The 15,966-nt window shown below is 71.4% G+C and carries 13 protein-coding genes; 2 read left to right on the plus strand and 11 right to left on the minus strand.

The genetic code is table 11. The features are described from left to right. Positions 1 to 1,114 precede the first annotated feature (1,114 nt). The 3 genes from TR48_RS25370 to TR48_RS25380 form a co-directional block, all read right to left on the minus strand. The gene (locus TR48_RS25370) at positions 1,115 to 1,522 is read right to left on the minus strand and encodes an SsgA family sporulation/cell division regulator (protein ID WP_042371364.1); all 408 of its coding nucleotides are present in this window, start codon (positions 1,520 to 1,522) and stop codon (positions 1,115 to 1,117) included. Positions 1,523 to 1,599: 77 nt separating this feature from the next. Continuing rightward, entirely contained in the window at positions 1,600 to 2,454 is an 855-nt protein-coding gene (locus TR48_RS25375) for a SigB/SigF/SigG family RNA polymerase sigma factor (protein ID WP_042371366.1), read from the minus strand. 369 nt (positions 2,455 to 2,823) lie between these two features. Beyond that, entirely contained in the window at positions 2,824 to 3,027 is a 204-nt protein-coding gene (locus tag TR48_RS25380; RefSeq protein WP_042371368.1) for a cold-shock protein, read from the minus strand. 321 nt (positions 3,028 to 3,348) lie between these two features. Between TR48_RS25380 and TR48_RS46850 the strand changes: the two genes are divergently transcribed. Beyond that, on the plus strand, positions 3,349 to 4,965 hold the full coding sequence (locus TR48_RS46850) for a carbohydrate binding domain-containing protein (protein WP_042371371.1): 1,617 nt from the start codon (positions 3,349 to 3,351) through the stop codon (positions 4,963 to 4,965). A 172-nt stretch (positions 4,966 to 5,137) separates the two neighbouring features. On the opposite strand, the gene TR48_RS25390 is transcribed toward TR48_RS46850, so the two are convergent. From TR48_RS25390 to TR48_RS44500, 6 genes are all read right to left on the minus strand, one after another. Continuing rightward, on the minus strand, positions 5,138 to 6,037 hold the full coding sequence (locus TR48_RS25390; RefSeq protein WP_042371373.1) for an arylamine N-acetyltransferase family protein: 900 nt from the start codon (positions 6,035 to 6,037) through the stop codon (positions 5,138 to 5,140). A 374-nt stretch (positions 6,038 to 6,411) separates the two neighbouring features. Then, positions 6,412 to 6,750, minus strand: coding sequence for an RNA polymerase-binding protein RbpA (locus tag TR48_RS25395; RefSeq protein ID WP_084729749.1), 339 nt, complete (start codon positions 6,748 to 6,750; stop codon positions 6,412 to 6,414). Positions 6,751 to 6,995: 245 nt separating this feature from the next. After that, positions 6,996 to 8,633 carry an alkaline phosphatase family protein gene (locus tag TR48_RS46855; RefSeq protein WP_063771060.1) on the minus strand — a complete coding sequence of 546 codons (1,638 nt, stop codon included), beginning with the start codon at positions 8,631 to 8,633 and terminating at the stop codon, positions 6,996 to 6,998. A gap of 287 nt (positions 8,634 to 8,920) precedes the next feature. Beyond that, the gene (locus TR48_RS25405) at positions 8,921 to 11,038 is read right to left on the minus strand and encodes an MMPL family transporter (protein WP_052442996.1); all 2,118 of its coding nucleotides are present in this window, start codon (positions 11,036 to 11,038) and stop codon (positions 8,921 to 8,923) included. A gap of 1 nt (position 11,039) precedes the next feature. Further along, positions 11,040 to 11,675, minus strand: a complete 636-nt coding sequence (locus tag TR48_RS25410) for a PadR family transcriptional regulator (protein ID WP_042371375.1) — start codon at positions 11,673 to 11,675, stop codon at positions 11,040 to 11,042. 159 nt (positions 11,676 to 11,834) lie between these two features. Next, the gene (locus tag TR48_RS44500) at positions 11,835 to 12,215 is read right to left on the minus strand and encodes a hypothetical protein (RefSeq protein ID WP_152628177.1); all 381 of its coding nucleotides are present in this window, start codon (positions 12,213 to 12,215) and stop codon (positions 11,835 to 11,837) included. Between the two features lie 74 nt (positions 12,216 to 12,289). On the opposite strand from TR48_RS44500, the gene TR48_RS25420 reads away from it, so the two are divergent. Beyond that, complete coding sequence (locus TR48_RS25420) at positions 12,290 to 13,510, plus strand: esterase/lipase family protein (protein WP_042371376.1); 1,221 nt, start codon at positions 12,290 to 12,292, stop codon at positions 13,508 to 13,510. A 310-nt stretch (positions 13,511 to 13,820) separates the two neighbouring features. On the opposite strand, the gene TR48_RS25430 is transcribed toward TR48_RS25420, so the two are convergent. Next, on the minus strand, positions 13,821 to 14,339 hold the full coding sequence (locus TR48_RS25430) for a DinB family protein (protein WP_042371456.1): 519 nt from the start codon (positions 14,337 to 14,339) through the stop codon (positions 13,821 to 13,823). A 62-nt stretch (positions 14,340 to 14,401) separates the two neighbouring features. Beyond that, positions 14,402 to 15,904 (minus strand): SpoIIE family protein phosphatase, encoded by a 1,503-nt coding sequence (locus TR48_RS25435; protein ID WP_268873598.1) that lies wholly within the window; start codon positions 15,902 to 15,904, stop codon positions 14,402 to 14,404. Between the last annotated feature and the right edge of the window lie 62 nt (positions 15,905 to 15,966).

The raw sequence follows: 15,966 nt of genomic DNA on the forward strand, positions 1-15,966 counted from the left end.
AGCACGACGCGGACCAGTGTCGGCACCCCGCCGCCGTCGGGGTTCCGCTGCTCGGAGCTCCGCTGCGAGGGGACGCCGGGCGGGGCGTCCCGGCCCGGGTCGGCCGTCCGGTGAGCCGGCGCTGACGTGTCGCGGGGGGCTTGCATCGGTCCTCCTGGGGTCGCGGTCGCTCCTCGCATGCCCCGATCCGTGCGGCTGACACGGTGCGGACGATCACCGCACGCATCCCGCCCGCCGCCACCGGCGCACCCGGCCGCACGTTCTGACGCTCCGTCCGCCGCACACCGCGCGATGGCGTCGTCCCTGACCAGGCGGGCAGCGGGCCGACCGCCGTTTGCCTCGGCCCACGACGGGCAGCCGCGCGGGAAGGAGGCCGCATGGACTGGACTCTGTCGTCGTTCCGCCGTCGCACGCCCGACAGTGCCGCCGCGTCCCGTGACACGGGCCAGGGGCTCGGACAACCCCGCTGGCAGGCGCGGGCGCAGTCAGGCGCGGAGACGGTGAGCCCGCTCGCGCGGGTCGGCTTCGCGGCGCGCGGCGTGGTCTACGTGGTGGTCTACGTGATCGTCGGCGTGCTCGCCGTGATGGTGGCCCTCGGGTTCGGCGAGCCCGCGCTGGACAGGTCAGGTGCGCTGGCGGCGGTCGCGGGTGGCCTACGGTCTCTACTCCGTCGCCGAGGCCCGCTGGCGGCGCACCATGGGCGATGCTCCTCGCTGAGTCTCCGTCCTCCTGGGCAGGGGCCTCTCGGCTCCTGCCGTCGTCGCAGGACGGCCCACGCCGTCCTGCCGTCCGGCCCGGGGACGGTCCCCCAGGAGGCGGCGCGGTCGGCGACGCCGTTCGGGCCGTACCCGCCCGAGTGGGAGGGCTCGCCACGCGAGCGGGGAACCGGGAGCGCGCGAGCGCCGTCGGAGACGGACACGGTCAGTCCGTGCTCGTCGAGGGCCAGCGCCAGCTCGGTGGCGCCGCCCGCGTGGGCGGCGGCCTTGGCGACCACTTCCGACACCACCAGCAGCACGTTCTTGAAGGACATGGGCCGCCCGCACGCCTGCGCCGTTCACGAGGTTACCGTGGTGTTCATGACATGACCGCGCCGTTCATGAGGTGACCGCGCCCTTCATGAGGTGTGACTGCTCAGCTGCTCGGAGAGCAGGTCCCAGTCGATGAGGCGCGACTCCGTGCCGGGGGGCACGGCGCCCTGCGTCAGGAGGAGGAAGGAGCGCAGCCGGTCTGCGTTCACGGTCAGCGTCGCGGTGCCGTTCTTGCCGTAGAGGGTCATGGCGACCTGGTCGTCCGCCGCGGGGCGCACGCGCACGTCGCCCAGACCGGCCGGCCCCTCGAGACCGGCGGTGAGCAGTTCTCTGGAGAAGGACCACGCGTTCGGTTTGGTGTGGGCGACCAGTCTTGGGAAGAGCAGTTGGACCGCGTAGGGGTCGGCGGGGCTGTAGCGCAGGGTGCACAGCAACGAGAAGCGGCCACTGGTCTCGCTGTGGACCGTGACGGTGACGCGGTCTTCTAGAACCACTCAGGCTCCCGGGCGGGTTCGATCGGAGGTGGGGGTCGGGTCTTCTCGCTGGGGGCCACCGGCGGCGGGGCGCCCGGTCAGGTGAGTTCCTCGCGCAGAACGGACAGGATCCGGGTCAGCACCCGGGAGACCTGCATCTGGGAGACGCCGATCCGCTCCCCGATCTGCTGCTGGGTCAGTTCCTCGACGAAGCGCAGGCGCAGGATGGTGCGGTCGCGCTCGGACAGGTCGGCGACCGCCCGCTTGAGGGAGAGGATGTTCTCGATCTTCTCCAGTTCGGGTTCGGGCTGCCCGAGCCGGTCGTGCAGGGGGTTGTCGTCCTCTTCGGCGCTGGGCGCCTCGAGGGTGCCCGCGGTGTAGGCGTTGGTCGCGACCTGGCCCTCGACGACGTCGGCCGTCGAGATGCCCAGGTGGGCGGCGAGTTCCGCGGTGGTCGGCTCCCGGTCGAGTTGCTGCTGCAGGAGGTCGGTCGCCCGGGCGAGCTGGAGACGCAGCTCCTGCAGGCGGCGGGGCACGTGCACGGCCCAGCTCGTGTCCCGGAAGTGACGCTTGATCTCCCCCGTGACGGTGGGCAGCGCGAAGGTGACGAACTCCAGGCCCCGCTCCGGTTCGAAGCGGTTGATGGCCTTGATCAGCCCCACCACGCCCACCTGGACGATGTCGTCGAGCGGCTCGCTCCGGTGCGCGAACCGGGAGGCGGCGTGGCGGACCAGGCCCATGTTCAGCTCGACCAGGCTGTTGCGGACGTAGGAGTAGTCCTTGGTGCCCTCCTCCAGGCCCCGCAGGCGGGCAAAGAGCACGTCGGTGAGCGTGCGCACGTCGGCGACGGGCATGGCGGACAGGTCGCTCGGCAGCTCGGGCAGGTCGGCCGGTCCTGCGGCCGTGTCGGCGCGGAGCTCGAGGCTGACTCGGTGAGCGGCTTCGACGAGCACGGTGTCCCTCCCAGATGCGGACGACGTCAGGAAAACGCGTCTACCCCGGTATCAGGATCCTATGCACGCGAGTTTGCCGGGCCGCCGGGCGCGGGCGCCCGACGACCCCCGCCGCACCCGACCGCGCCTCTGCCAGAGGGCGTAGCCGCCGGTCGCGACCAGCAAGATGCCGCCGCGCCGGCGGGAGGCCGGTCCGATCGTGTCCGCCGCGCGCGGCCGAGGGCCGCCGGCGAGCGGCATGCCGGCCTCGAAAAGCCCGAAGACGACGCCGACCCGCCGACGCGCGCGGGTCCACGCCGGAGACACCGATGCCGATCGCGCCGGCGAAGTTGCACAGCCCGACCGCGACGGCGACCAGCAGGAGGGCTGTCAGCCGCGGACGACGTTCTCGGCCTGCGGGCCCTTCTGGCCCTGGGTGACGTCGAACGTCACGCGCTCGCCTTCCTGGAGCTCCTTGAAGCCGGAGCCGGTGATCGCACGGAAGTGCACGAACACGTCCGGTCCGCCGCCGTCCTGCTCGATGAAGCCGAAGCCCTTCTCGGCGTTGAACCACTTCACAGTACCCGTTGCCATGGTCTTCTCCCGTTCTGGACGAGGGCCTGCGCCTTCTGCCGGCCCTGGGGGTGATCGCGTCCTCGAACAGCGGGTGAAGCGGTGCGGCGGACGGCGAATCTCACTCACTGACAACGCTACCCAAGTCGGCATGATCGCGTACCGGCGACGCAGCGCGCCACAGGGCCGAATGCCATTGGTCCAGACCTATTGACGGGCCCTCCCGCCCCTCCTACGATCCGGTCCGGCACAGCCCCACCTGTCCCCACCTCACCCAGAGCCGGGCGCCATGCCCCCACACGCCAGTCATGCTCATGGCATCCGGCGGGAAGGGAGCGCAGCATGTTCCGTCCCAAGAGGGCGTCCGCCCAAAGCGCACTCGCGGGGGTGAGCGCCGCCGCGGTCGTCGGCGCCTGCCTCGCCGTGGCCGGCTCGGTCACCGCGGGGGCCGCCACCGCCAACCTGCTGGCCGACCCCGGCTTCGAGAACGGGCTCACCGGCTGGACCTGCTCGGCCGGCTCCGGCACGGTGGTGAGCTCTCCGGTCCACTCGGGCGCCTCCGCGCTCCAGGCCACGCCCGCCGGCCAGGACGACGCCCAGTGCAGCCAGACCGTCCGCGTGCAGCCCGACTCCTCCTACACCCTCAGCGCCTACGTCCAGGGCAGCTACGTCTACCTGGGCGCGACCGGCACCGGCAACGCCGGCGGCGACCCCTCCACCTGGACGCCCAGCAGCCCGTCGTACGGCCAGCTCAGCGTCTCCTTCACCACCGGGGCGACCACCGCGTCGGTGACGGTCTACCTGCACGGCTGGTACGGACAGCCCGCGTACTACGCGGACGACGTCTCCCTCACCGGCCCCGGCGGCAGCCCGTCCCCCAGCGCATCGCCGAGCGCCAGCAGTTCGCCGAGCGCGAGCCCCTCCCCCAGCGTCAGCGCCCCGCCGACCGCCACCGCCTCGCCGACGACCAGCCCGTCGCCCACCGGCACGCCCTCGGGCGGCGCGACCTGCGCCACGAAGCCCCGGCCCGCGGGCAAGGTCCTCCAGGGCTACTGGGAGAACTGGGACGGCGCCGCGAACGGCGTCCACCCCGGAATGGGCTGGATCCCCATCACGGACAGCCGTATCGCCGCGCACGGCTACAACGTCCTCAACGCCGCCTTCCCGGTGATCCTCTCGGACGGCACCGCCGAGTGGCAGGACGGCATGGACACGGGCGTCAAGGTCGCGACCCCGGCCGAGATGTGCCAGGCCAAGGCCGCCGGCGCGACGATCCTGATGTCGATCGGCGGCGCCTCGGCCGGCATCGACCTGAGCTCCAGCACCGTCGCCGACCGGTTCGTGGCGACCATCGTCCCGATCCTGAAGACCTACAACTTCGACGGGATCGACATCGACATCGAGACCGGGCTGACCGGCAGCGGGAACATCAACACGCTCTCCACCTCCCAGGCCAACCTGGAGCGCATCATCGACGGCATCCTGGCCCGGATGCCCGCGGGCTTCGGCCTGACGATGGCCCCGGAGACCGCGTACGTCACCGGCGGAAGCGTCACCTACGGGTCGATCTGGGGCGCCTACCTGCCGATCATCAAGAAGTACGCCGACAACGGGCAGCTGTGGTGGCTCAACATGCAGTACTACAACGGCAGCATGTACGGCTGCTCCGGCGACTCCTACCAGGCCGGCACGGTGCAGGGCTTCACCGCGCAGACGACCTGCCTGAACAACGGCCTGACCGTCCAGGGCGCCACCGTCAAGGTGCCCTACGACAAGCAGGTGCCCGGTCTGCCGGCCCAGTCCGGCGCGGGTGGCGGCTACATGGCCCCGAGCCTGGTCAGCCAGTCGTGGAACTCCTTCGGCGGTTCGCTCAAGGGGCTGATGACGTGGTCGATCAACTGGGACGGCTCGCTGGGCTGGACCTTCGGCGACAACGTCAAGTCGCTCCAGGGCCGTTGACGCCCCGTTGACCCCCACTCCGCCGGAGGGCGGTTCGCCCCTCCGGCGGAGCACCACCTCGGAACGGATCACCGAGGCACGCAGGCGGAGCTCCTGCTTCATCCAGACGCCATCAACCGGTCAGCCACGAGGCTTCACTGATTCGCATGAGTTCCTGAGCTTCCCGAGCAGCCTAGTTCCCGGCCGACTGCTGCATCGCTCGCCACTCCGCTCCCGCACGCTGGATGCGGTCCCACAGTGCCGCACGGTCGGCGTCGTCGATCGCCGACAGGTCCAGATGGAACACGTCCGTTGCGATCTTGAACAGCTCTTCGGCGGACTCGAGGGTGCGTGTCGTGCGCTGTCCGGCTCCCTCGTCGCGCGTGTACTCGTCATCCAGCACGTACTCGGCACAGCCCGCGTCGCGGCGGAAGAGCTGGAACCACCTGACGTAGGGAGACTGCGGCGACGTCGACCACTCGGTGTGGCGGCTCCTGAAGTCCTCCCACGTGGCCGGCGCCAGCGTGAAGTCCATACTGTGGAAGGTCGTCTGCGCCGGATCGGTGAGGAACCGCCAGGCGTCCGGGCCGATCTCCGGCAGCGGCCGCAGTTCGAAGCGGAAGGGCCCCTGGACGTGGACGCCCTCCCGGAGCGGGATGGGCTCGTGGTGCGAGTTGGCCAGGCCGACGTCGACCGACCAGCGTTCGCCATCGATCACGACGCTGAGGGCCATATGCGTGTCGTATTCGTCAGCGGTCGCTTTGGCGCTCGCGACAGAACCGTTGATCTGGCCGCGGTGCACGGTGACGTCGTACCCGAGGAAAGTCAGCAGTTCGTGGAAAGCGTTGTTCAGGTTGAAGCAGTAGCCGCCCCGGCCGGCCAGGATGCGGGCTATGGACTCGGCCGGTTCGATGCCCGGCGGGCATCCGAGCTGGATGTCGAAGTTCTCGAAGGCGATGAGCTCGACGTGTGCGCGGTGCAGCCTGCGCAGAGTGTCGAGCGAGGGGGCGCCGAGGGACTGCGGGTCGTCGACGCCGAGCCTGGCCAGGTAGGGCGGGACCCAGGCAGGATGATCGTCTCTCTTCGAGGTCATGGCTCCGAACGCTAGTGCAGCGCCGCGAAACGCGCTCAGGAATTAGCGCGTCACTGCACGAGCTTGCGTGGGCGGTCCCACGGGCTGAGAGCGAGCGCGCACCCTGACTTTTGAGGACCAGCCGGTCGTAACGGCCCTCCAGTACCTCCAGCGAGTTCCTCCGCCGAATCGGTCGCGAGCTGGCCCGGACGGTGCTGATGACCGCCGAGGGCGACTGGGACATTCCGTACTCGGCTTCGATCCGGAGGCCGATCGAAGTGGTGCTGACGGCGGATCCGACGCTCCCGGGCGACCGACCGTTGTGGCCCGAGAGCTCCCGGGTCTCTGCGCCGCGGAGCGGCGGGCCACGCATGGCCCGCCGCTTTCCGTGGGCGTCAGAAGTTCCCGCGCAGTTTGGCGAGGGCCTCGTTGAGGAGGATCTCGCCTTCCTCCTGGCTGCGGCGCTGGCGCACGTAGCCCATGTGCGTCATGTAGGGGGCGTTGGTCTCGGCGGCCGGGGTGTTGTCCCGGTCCGGGCCGGCCGGAAGGCCGCACTTCGGGCAGTCCCAGACATCCGGGACAACTGCCTCGATCGCGAAGCTGGGCTGGCTGTGGTGACCGTTGCCGCACCAGAACGAAGCCACGACGCGGGGGGCGAGGTCCCCACGCTCCGGCTCCCCCAACGGCCCCGAGCCGATACGAGCGCCCCTGATGCCGGTCCGTCCCTGTGCCACGTTCGTTCTCCTCGGCCACGATGTCCACGCCTCGGATGAGCATGGGAAGGGCCAGCCTACGGCCATCAGCCGCTGATGCAACCCTCGCCCCCACCGGAGGGCCACTTTTGCGGCGAGGGGCCGAACGCGGCCGTTCTCGTCGGGACGGCGCGGATCCCACCCGTTCGTGCGGCACGGCCACCTGCGGGCGGGCAGGCGTGCGGCCGTGGCCGGCCCCTTTCGGAGCGGGCCACGGCCGTCAGGGGTCAGGAGACGGCCAGGGCCGTGTCGTCGATGACGAAGCTGGTCTGGTTGCCGGCGTTCTCGCTGCCGGTGAACTTCAGCGTGACAGTCTGGCCCGCGTAACCGGCCAGGCTGAAGGAGTGTTGGGTGTATCCGGTGTTGGCGTTCAGGTTCGAGTACGTCGCCAGGGTGCCGAGCACCGTGCCGGAGCCGTTGAGAACCTGGACCTTCAGGGTGTCGTAGGCCGTGGTCTTCGTGGTCTCGGCGGTGTCGACGTGCAGCCAGAAGGAGAAGTTCTCCGCGCTGCATCCGGCCGGAACGGCTACGGACTGCGACAGGGTGTCGGTGTGGGTGCTGCCGTAGCCGTCCAGCCAGGCGTCCCAACTGCCCGAACGGGCGGGCTCGGACGAGTCGTTGCTGATGACGCCGGAGGAGGCCCTCCACGGGGAGGCGGCGCCGGTCTCGAAGCCCGGGTTGCCCAGGAGCTGCGCCGCGGTGCATCCGCCGCCGCCGCTGGGGTTGACGGTCCAGGTGAAGGACGCGGAGCCCGACGCCGTCCCGGAGGAGGCGGTGACGGTCACGTTCGAGGTCCCCGCCGTGGTCGGGGTACCGGAGATCAGACCCGACGGCGACATGCTCAGGCCCGCCGGAAGGCCGACCGCCGAGTAGGTCAGCGCGTTGCCCGCCGAGTCGGTCGCGGCGACCTGCAAGGACGCCGCCGTGCCGACGGTGCCGGTCTGGCCGCCGGGGTTGGTCACCGAGACGGTCTCGGCCGCAGAGCCGCCCCACACGTCGGTGATCGGCGTGGCCGAGGCCGCGGCACCGGCGTACGGCAGGCCGTACATGTCCTCGATGGTGCGCAGCACGTTGTAGTGGTTGACGGTCTCGCTGTACTGACCGGCCTTGACGCCCGCGCCGTAGAAGATGGTCGGGATCTGGTTGCTCATCGAGGAGTCGTCCTCGTCCCAGGTGACCACGAGCAGGCTGTTGTGGGTCTTCGCCCACTGCGCGTAGGCGTCGACGTTGTTCTGCAGCCAGGTGTCGCCCTCGGCGATGGTGCCGTCGTGCATGTCGTCGTTGAGGTTGGGGATGACCCACGAGACCGTCGGCAGCTGCGTGAAGTCGCTGGGGAAGCTCGTGAACGGCCGGTTGTCAGCGGCCGGGATGTTGCTGAAGTCGCTCCACGGCACGTGCTTGCGCGCATACGAGCCGGAGGTGCACGAGGTGGAGCCGGTGGAGGGCAGGTCCTCGGAGTAGCCGGCGAAGGTGTCGCCCGCGGCGAGCAGTTGGGCGCCCTCGTTGTCGGCGCTGAACGTGTGCGGGCAGGAGTCGTCGGTGACGCCCTGGTTGGAGCCCGAGAACAGGTCCAGGTAGTTCGGCTGGGAGGGGTGCTCGACGGCGAAGGACTGGGTGAACAGCGCGCCGCCGGAGGCCAGGGTGTTGTTGATGTACGGAGCGTCGGCGGTGTCGCCGATGACCTCGTCGTAGGCGTGGTTCTCTTCCATCACGACCACCACGTGGTCGTACTTCGGCACGCTGTTGGCGGCGTGCGCGGGGGCGACGGCAGCCGTCATGCCGGTGGCTGCCAGCGCGGCACCACCGAGTAACGCGAGGCTCAGGCGCCCGAGGCGCTTCTTGACGGTGGTGGCGACTCGACTCACGGAAGATCGTCTCCTTCGACTGTCGGGTGGTGGCGGGACGCGCGCAGCCCCACACGGCACGGTAGGGGTACTGGCGAGTACCTGTCAGGATGCTGTGAATGAAGCCATGCTGAACGTCCGACGGCTGTGTCGCACTCGCCGTGGTGACGCACCTCGGGACCCTGAGACGGCATCAGTGAAGGATCAGGGACGGCTCAGGGCAGTCCCCGATGGTCGGCCGACTCCGGGCCGGCGGAGACTGAACGTGCGGCGACGGGGCCGCCCGTACCGCCAGCGGCCCCTGAGGTTCACGGGCGGGCGTCGTGGTCGGCAGCGGGGCGCGTGGCGGGCGCGGGGGTTCCCGACTCGCGGATCGCCACGCGCCGGTGGAGTCGCTCGAGCCACGCCGGGGCCCACCAGTTCCAGCGGCCGAGCAGGGCCATCAGGGACGGCACGAGGAGTGCGCGCACGATGAAGGCGTCGATCAGCACGGCGACGGCGACCCCGATCCCGACTTCCTTGAGGAAGACGAGCTTCGAGGTGGCGAAGACCCCGACGGCCACGGCGAGCAGGATCGCCGCCCAGGTGATCAGCCTGCCGGTGCGCTGCATGCCCGCGGCGATGGCGTCGCGTTCCGAGACCCCGGGCCGCCGCTCCTCGCTGATCCGCGCCAGCAGGAACACGCCGTAGTCCGTCGACAGGGCGAACGCGATGGCGGCCACGATCAGGAAGTCGGTTTCCTCGATGCCGCCCTGGCTCGTGTAGGCGAGCGGCCCGGCCAGACGTCCGTCCTGGAAGACGAAGACCAGGATGCCGGTGGCCGCGGCGGCGGTGAGGCCGTTCATGAGCAGGGACTTGATCGGAAGGATCACCGAGCCGGTCATCAGCCACAGCACCAGCAGGGTGACGGCGCACAGGATCGCGATGGCGGGCGGCAGCGCGCCGGCGATCGAGGTCCCCTGGTCGACGAAGGACGCGGTCGTCCCGCCGACGAGGACGGGGACGGGAGCGGGCTGCGCCCGGATCGCGCGCACGGTCTGCTGGGCCGCCGGAGAGATCGGGTCGTTCGGGCTCACGAGCATGATCTGCCATGTCCCGGGCGCGAGTTGGACCGGAGGGCCGGATGCGGTGACTCCGGGCGCCCGTGCCAACCCCTCCGCGTAGCCCGCCAGCGCGGGCCGGTCGGAGGCCGGGGCCCGGGCGACGACCGTGATCGCGTTGCCGCCGCTTCCCACGGTGAACTCACTGGCGACCCGGTCCGAGACCACCCGCGCGCTCTGGCTCGTGGGAAGGACCGTGGCGTCGATGCCGCTCCAGCGCACGCTCAGGGCGGGCGCCGCCATCAGCAGCAGCAGTGCGGTCGTGGCGGTGGCGACGAGCACGGGTCGGCGCATCACGCCGCGGGCCAGCCGGTACCAGGCCCCGCCCTGCGTGGAGGGCTTGACCCGGCCGAGGCGCCTGGCGAGCAGCACCAGCAGCGGCGGCACGATGAGCAGGGCGCTGGCTGCCGCGACGAGCGCCACCATCGCGCCGCCGATGCCCATCGAGACCAGGAACCGCTGCGGGAAGACGGTCAGGCTGGCCAGCGCGGCCGCGACCGTGGTCGCACTGAAGGCCACGGTGCGGCCGGTCCTCGCGAGGGTCGACCGCAACGCGGTTTCCACGTCGCCGCGCTCCTGCAGTTCCTCCCGGAAGCGCCAGACCAGGAACAGGCTGTAGTCGACGGCGAGCCCGAGGCCGAGCCCGATCACCAGGTTCAGGGCGAAGATCGACAGTGGCAGTGCGAGGTTGACCAGCCGCAGCACGACGAACGTGCCCAGCACGGCCATCCCGCCGACGGCCAGGGGCAGCAGCGCCGCGATGCCCCGGAAGATGACAAAGGCGAGGATCGCCAGCAGCGGGAAGGCGATCGCCTCGGCGAAGCCGAGGTCCGCCTGCGCCTGCTTGCCGGTCTGCGTCCCGGCGACGTCGGGGCCGCCCAGCAGCACGTCGGACCTGCCGTGCAGGGTGGCCTCGATGTGTTTGACGACCGTGTCCGGGTCGGGTGCGGCGCTGAGCGTCGCGACGACCAGCGAGGAGCGGCCGTCGGTCGACACCAGTCCGGTCTCGCGCCCCGGCGTGGGTGCCGTGACCGCGGCGACGCCCGGGACCCGGGCGATCTCCCGCGCGGCCGAGGCCACCGCCGGGGTACCCGGCGGCGCGGACACCAGCGCCAGCACGCCGGGGCTCGGCTCCCGCCCGGTGGCCTGCTCGACGAGCTGCTGGGCGCGGGCGCTCTGGGACGCGGGGTCGCTGAACGGCTCGCGGGCGTTGAGCATGCCGACCGCGGGGGCCCCGAGCACGGCCGCCACCAGGAACGCGACCAGCGCGAGCAGCAGCATCCGGCGTGGATGCCGGATCGCGGTGCTCGCGAGTGCGCCGAGCACGTCAACCAGTCCCCGGGGGGACCGGTGCCTCGGCGTTCACCGCGCCGTCGGCTTCGGACTCGGATTCGGCTTCGGTCTCGGCTTCGGTCTCGGCCGCGGCGAGGAGCAACGGGCGCGCCTCGGCGACCCAGTCCAGCTTGGCCTGCTCGTGACGCAGGCCGAACATCGCCGTGGCCCGGCGGAACACCGACTCCGGCCGGTCCGCCAGCTTGTCCACGAGCGCCGCGAAGTGCTCCCTGCGTCGCAGCGCGGCGGTCTCGTATGCGTTCAGCACGCCTGCCATCCGTTCCGGCGAGGTGCGGTCCCCGAAGAAGATCCGGACCAGGAACAGGCTCCGGGTCCGCTCCTCGCTCAGGTCGGTCTCGTCCAGCCAGCGTTGCAGCTCGTCCGAGCCGGCCGGGGTGATCTCGTACGCCTTCTTGGCGGGCGCGTTCTCCCGCGGCGTCTCGGTCACCCGCAGCAGGCCGAGCGCGCTCAGGTGGTTGAGCTCGGTGTAGATGTGGCTGCGGGTCAGCGGAAAGAAGTTGGCGATCGACCGTGAGGCGAACGCGGTCAGCTCGTAGCCGGTCACGGGCCGGATGGACACCATCCCGAGGACCACCTGCGCCGTGGCCGAGAGCCTGCGGGGGGCCGCCATGTCCCGACCGTAGTCCTAATAGGACTAGGACAAAAGGGGTGGTTCCTCATGGAAGGAGCGGGGCCGGACCGGCTGTCGGCAGGACGCCCGGCGCGTCCGTCCCGAGCGGCTCGCTCCGCGGACCGCCGCGACGGACCGGAACCCGGGCGCCGGGCGGCCTCAGGGCCGGGTGGGCGGGTGGCCGTGCCTGCGCAGTTCGTGCGTGGCGGCCTGGATCCTCGCCTGCAGATCCTTGCTCATCCTGCCGCGCGCCCGGTCAACCGGCCCGGGTGTGCCCAGGGTGCGCCCAGGGGCCCGGAAGCCGCCGATCTCCGGTTCGAGCAGTTCGGCCAGTCGCGGCGTCGTGCGGTCCTCGTACAGCGGACCGACGAGCTGCACGCCGACCGGAAGGCCCTCCAGCGACCGGCCCGCCGTCACAGCGGCCAGGAAATGCCGCTTCCTACAAAGGGATTGTCCGCTGAGCCGACAAATGGTCCCTTCGGAGCCATGGTTCGTGTAAATACCGTCCGCGCCGATGTCGTTCGTGGACGATGCTTTCATCACCGCATCGACCGCAGTTCTCCGGCTCGTGTCCCACGGCCCGCTCGGCCGGTGCGCACCCCCAAGGAGGAACCTTGTCCGGACCACAGGACGAGAAGGCGGAGCAGAGCGTCGGCGCGTTCACCCTCGCCGATCCGCTGAGCTCCACGGCACCCACCCCGCTCCCCTACCCCGTCCCGGAGCCCGACGAGAAGTGGCAGTTGCCGAACGGCTTCGCCCACGTCTTCTACGGCGAGCGCAACCAGGGCCTCATGCGGCCGGTCATCATGGCCGACGGCTTCAACCTCGGCCGCAGCGACCTGCAGTGGCTGTACGCGGGCTTGGACCGCGACTACCCGCTGCTGTCCGAGCTGCGCCGCCGGGGCCGGGACGTGATCCTGCTCGGCTTCGACGAGCGCTCCGCCTCGATCCTGGACAACGCCCAGGCCGCCATGGCCGCAGTCCAGCGGACCCTCGCCGAGCAACTGGGCGGCGCCCCGCTGACGGTGGGCGGCTTCAGCATGGGCGGCATCATCACCCGCTACGCGCTGGCCGACCTGGAGCGGCAACGCATGGACCACCGCACCCGCCTCTACTTCTCCTACGACAGCCCGCACCGCGGCGGCGTCGTCCCCATCGGCCTCCAGGCGTTCTCCCACTTCATCCCGCTCGCCAACGACTTCGCCCGGCAGATGAACAGCCCGGCCGCCCGGCAGATGCTCTGGCGGCACTACGACCCGAGCAACGGCGGCATCGGGGTGGCCCCCGAGCGCGTCGCGTTCCTCAAGAAGCTGGAGGAGATCGGCTCCTGGCCGCGCATCCCGCGGCTGATCGGCCTCGCCAACGGCCGCGGCGACGGCAAGGGCCTGGACATCAAGCCCGGCGACACCACCCTCGCGGTCGAGAAGATCTACCCCGGCACCACGTTCTACGCCCAGGCGCAGAACGGCGACGTCACCGTCGCCGAACTCAGGCGGCTGCTGCCGCCGGCCCAGAAGACCATCAAGACCAACGGCTTCCCGGAGCTGGACGCCGCCCCCGGCGGCACCCTCCGCTCCTTCGGCATCCTCGCCGACATGCTGAAGAAGTTCGGCGCGGAGGTCGACCTGCGGCACGAGGACGTCTGCTTCGTCCCGTCGGTCAGCGCGGTCTCCATCCGCGACATCGACCAGCAGAAGGACCTCTACGCGGACATCGACGCACTCGACCCCGGCGACAGCGAGCTCGACGACTTCATCTGCTCCACGGCCAACACGGCGCACACCGCCGTCACCGAAGAACTCTGCACCTGGCTCCTCGACCGCCTCCCCGACTGACCCCCACCCCTCTCCCGGCCGGGCCGTCCCCCCAGGACAGCCCGGCCGACTCCTCCAACAGGCCCCTCTGATTTGGCGCCGCACCACCTGTCAGGATTCTCGACGCGCCCGCGCTGAATCGGCGCGTGGAAGCCGGTGTCCTGCTTCGTGGACCCGCCGATGCGGACCGGCGGCTTCACTGCCGCTGGCTCCACTACCGCCGGCCTGCACGTTCTCTCGATCCAGGAGCTCGGTACGCCGATGGACCAGGTGGATCTCCGGTGCCTCGCCAAGACCGGGCTTCGACGGGCCGTCACATGCGGGGGCGGGGCTACTCGCCGGTGACGCCGTCGGTGAGCTCGCGGACGATGTCCAGGTGGCCCGCGTGGCGGGCGTATTCCTGGAGGACGTGGAAGAGGATCCAGCCCAGGGTGGGGCGGGGGGTGCCGTCGTCGGGGAAGCGGCCGCCCGCCGCGGCGACGGTGGAGAGCGGCACGCCCGAGGCGACCGTGCGGGTGTACGCGCCGCCGGCGTGCAGCGCGGTGAGGAGGTCGGCGAGTGTCTCCTCCGGGCCGACGTGCCAGCGGTCCTCCGGGCCGCGATCACCCCAGGGCGCCGGGACCGGCTCGCCCAGGAAGCCCCAGCGCAGCCAGCGCTGCTCCATGTACACGAGGTGCTTGAGCAGTTCGAGCGGCGACCATCCGGAGGGGAGCCCGCTGACGCGCAGCTCCGCCTCGGACAGTCCCTCGAGCCTGGCGCCGACCACGGAGCGGTAGTAGTCGAGGTAGTCCAGCAACAGCGCGTTGGAATCGGAGAGTTGCTGGTCCGGCTCGGACAGGGAGGAAGTCATGGTGCCGAGTCTGCCATCGCGCCGGCCCAGCTCCGCACCCGGCACGACCTCGCGGCACGACCTCAGGGCGCGCACCGGAGGGCCAGCCACACCGCCTTGCCCTCCCCCGTGGCCCTGGTCCCCCAGCGGGCGGCGAGCGAGTCGACCAGGCGCAGGCCGCGCCCCGACTCCTCCGCCTCCTTGGCGTGGCGGGCGCGTGGCAGGAAGGGGCTGCCGTCGCTGACTTCGAGGCCCAGCTCCCCGTCGGCGAGACGCAGGCGGACCCGGATCGGGCCGCAGGCGTGGCGGACCGCGTTGGTGACCAGCTCGGAACAGAGCAGCGCGGCGGTGTCGACGACGTCGGAGGTGCAGGCCCAACGGGCCAGCGCCTCGCGCAGGAAGCGCCGGGCCGCGCCCGGCGCGGTCGGGTCGGCCGGCAGGTCGGCCGACTGGGCGGCCTGCGCGGGCTCGGGGATCCGGGCGAGCAGCAGCGTGACGTCGTCGCCGTAGTCGTCCGGGGCGGGCAGGATGGACGTGAGGATCTCGTCCGCCGCGCGTTCCAGGTCGTCGTCCTCGGCCAGGAACTTCTTGAGGCTGCGGGCCAGGCCGTCGATCTCGGCCTGAAGGTCGCCGAGGGGCGTCTCGACGAGCCCGTCGGTGTAGAGGGCGAGCACCGAGCCCGCCGTCACGGGCAGGGTGACCTGCAGGTGCGGCACCTCGCCCACGCCGAGCGGCACGCTGACGGGGACGTCGAGGATCCTCGCGTGCTGGCCCGGCTCCACCAGCAGCACGGGCAGATGCCCGGCCGAACAGAGCGTCAGCTCCCCCGCGTCGGCGTCGAGCACCAGGTAGCAGCAGGTCACCAGTTGGTCCGGCAGCTCCGCGACGACGGCGTCCAGCGCCTGCATCAGCTGCCACGGCGCCATGCCCGTCTTGGCCAGGGCGTGCGCCGCCGAGCGCAGTTGGCCCATGACGGCGGCGGCCTCCAGGCCGCGGCCCATGACGTCCCCGATGAGGATGCCGACGCGGCCGGCGCCGAGCGGGACGAGGTCGAACCAGTCGCCGCCGACCCCGGCGCCCTGCCGCGCCGGCAGCCAGCGGGCCGCGGTCACGACTCCCGGCACCGGCGGGGGCGAACCCATCAGGCTGCGCTGCAGGGTGAGCGCGACGTGGCGCTGCTGCTCGTAGAGCCCGGCCAGCGCCGCCTCGACCGCCTTGCGGTCGCTGACGTCCCGGATCGCGGCGGACAGCAACGTCCCTTCGGCGGTCTCCAGCGGGCTCAGGCTGATCTCGACGGGGAACTCGTCGCCGTTCTTGCGGAGCCCGAAGAGGTCCAGGCCCGCCCCCATGGGGCGGACCCGGCGGTCGGCGACGTAGCGGCGGCGATGGCCCGCGTGGGCCCGGCGGAACCGCTCGGGGACCAGGACCTCCACGGGCGCGCCCAGCAACTCCTCGCGGCAGTAGCCGAACAGCGCCTCGGTCTGCGCGTTGACCAGCGCGATCAGGCCCTCCCGGTCGCAGATGACCATCGCGTCGGGCGCTGCCTCCAGCAAGGCCCGGAAGGTCTTCTCCGTCGTCGTCCCCACGGCACCGCCTCTTGCTCCGAACCAGCTCCCGGCCTCCGAGCGGCCATTGGAGCACGACCCCG

Origin of the sequence: Streptacidiphilus neutrinimicus (assembly GCF_000787815.1) — a bacterium.
GTDB lineage: Bacteria > Actinomycetota > Actinomycetes > Streptomycetales > Streptomycetaceae > Streptacidiphilus > Streptacidiphilus neutrinimicus.

What these genes read in the sequence shown, in the direction of transcription:
- TR48_RS25380 (WP_042371368.1), bottom strand. Translation starts at nt 3,027, where the DNA reads ATGGCAACGGGTACTGTGAAGTGGTTCAACGCCGAGAAGGGCTTCGGC.
- TR48_RS46850 (WP_042371371.1), top strand. Translation starts at nt 3,349, where the DNA reads ATGTTCCGTCCCAAGAGGGCGTCCGCCCAAAGCGCACTCGCGGGGGTG.
- TR48_RS25390 (WP_042371373.1), bottom strand. Translation starts at nt 6,037, where the DNA reads ATGACCTCGAAGAGAGACGATCATCCTGCCTGGGTCCCGCCCTACCTG.
- TR48_RS25410 (WP_042371375.1), bottom strand. Translation starts at nt 11,675, where the DNA reads ATGGCGGCCCCCCGCAGGCTCTCGGCCACGGCGCAGGTGGTCCTCGGG.
- TR48_RS44500 (WP_152628177.1), bottom strand. Translation starts at nt 12,215, where the DNA reads ATGAAAGCATCGTCCACGAACGACATCGGCGCGGACGGTATTTACACG.
- TR48_RS25430 (WP_042371456.1), bottom strand. Translation starts at nt 14,339, where the DNA reads ATGACTTCCTCCCTGTCCGAGCCGGACCAGCAACTCTCCGATTCCAAC.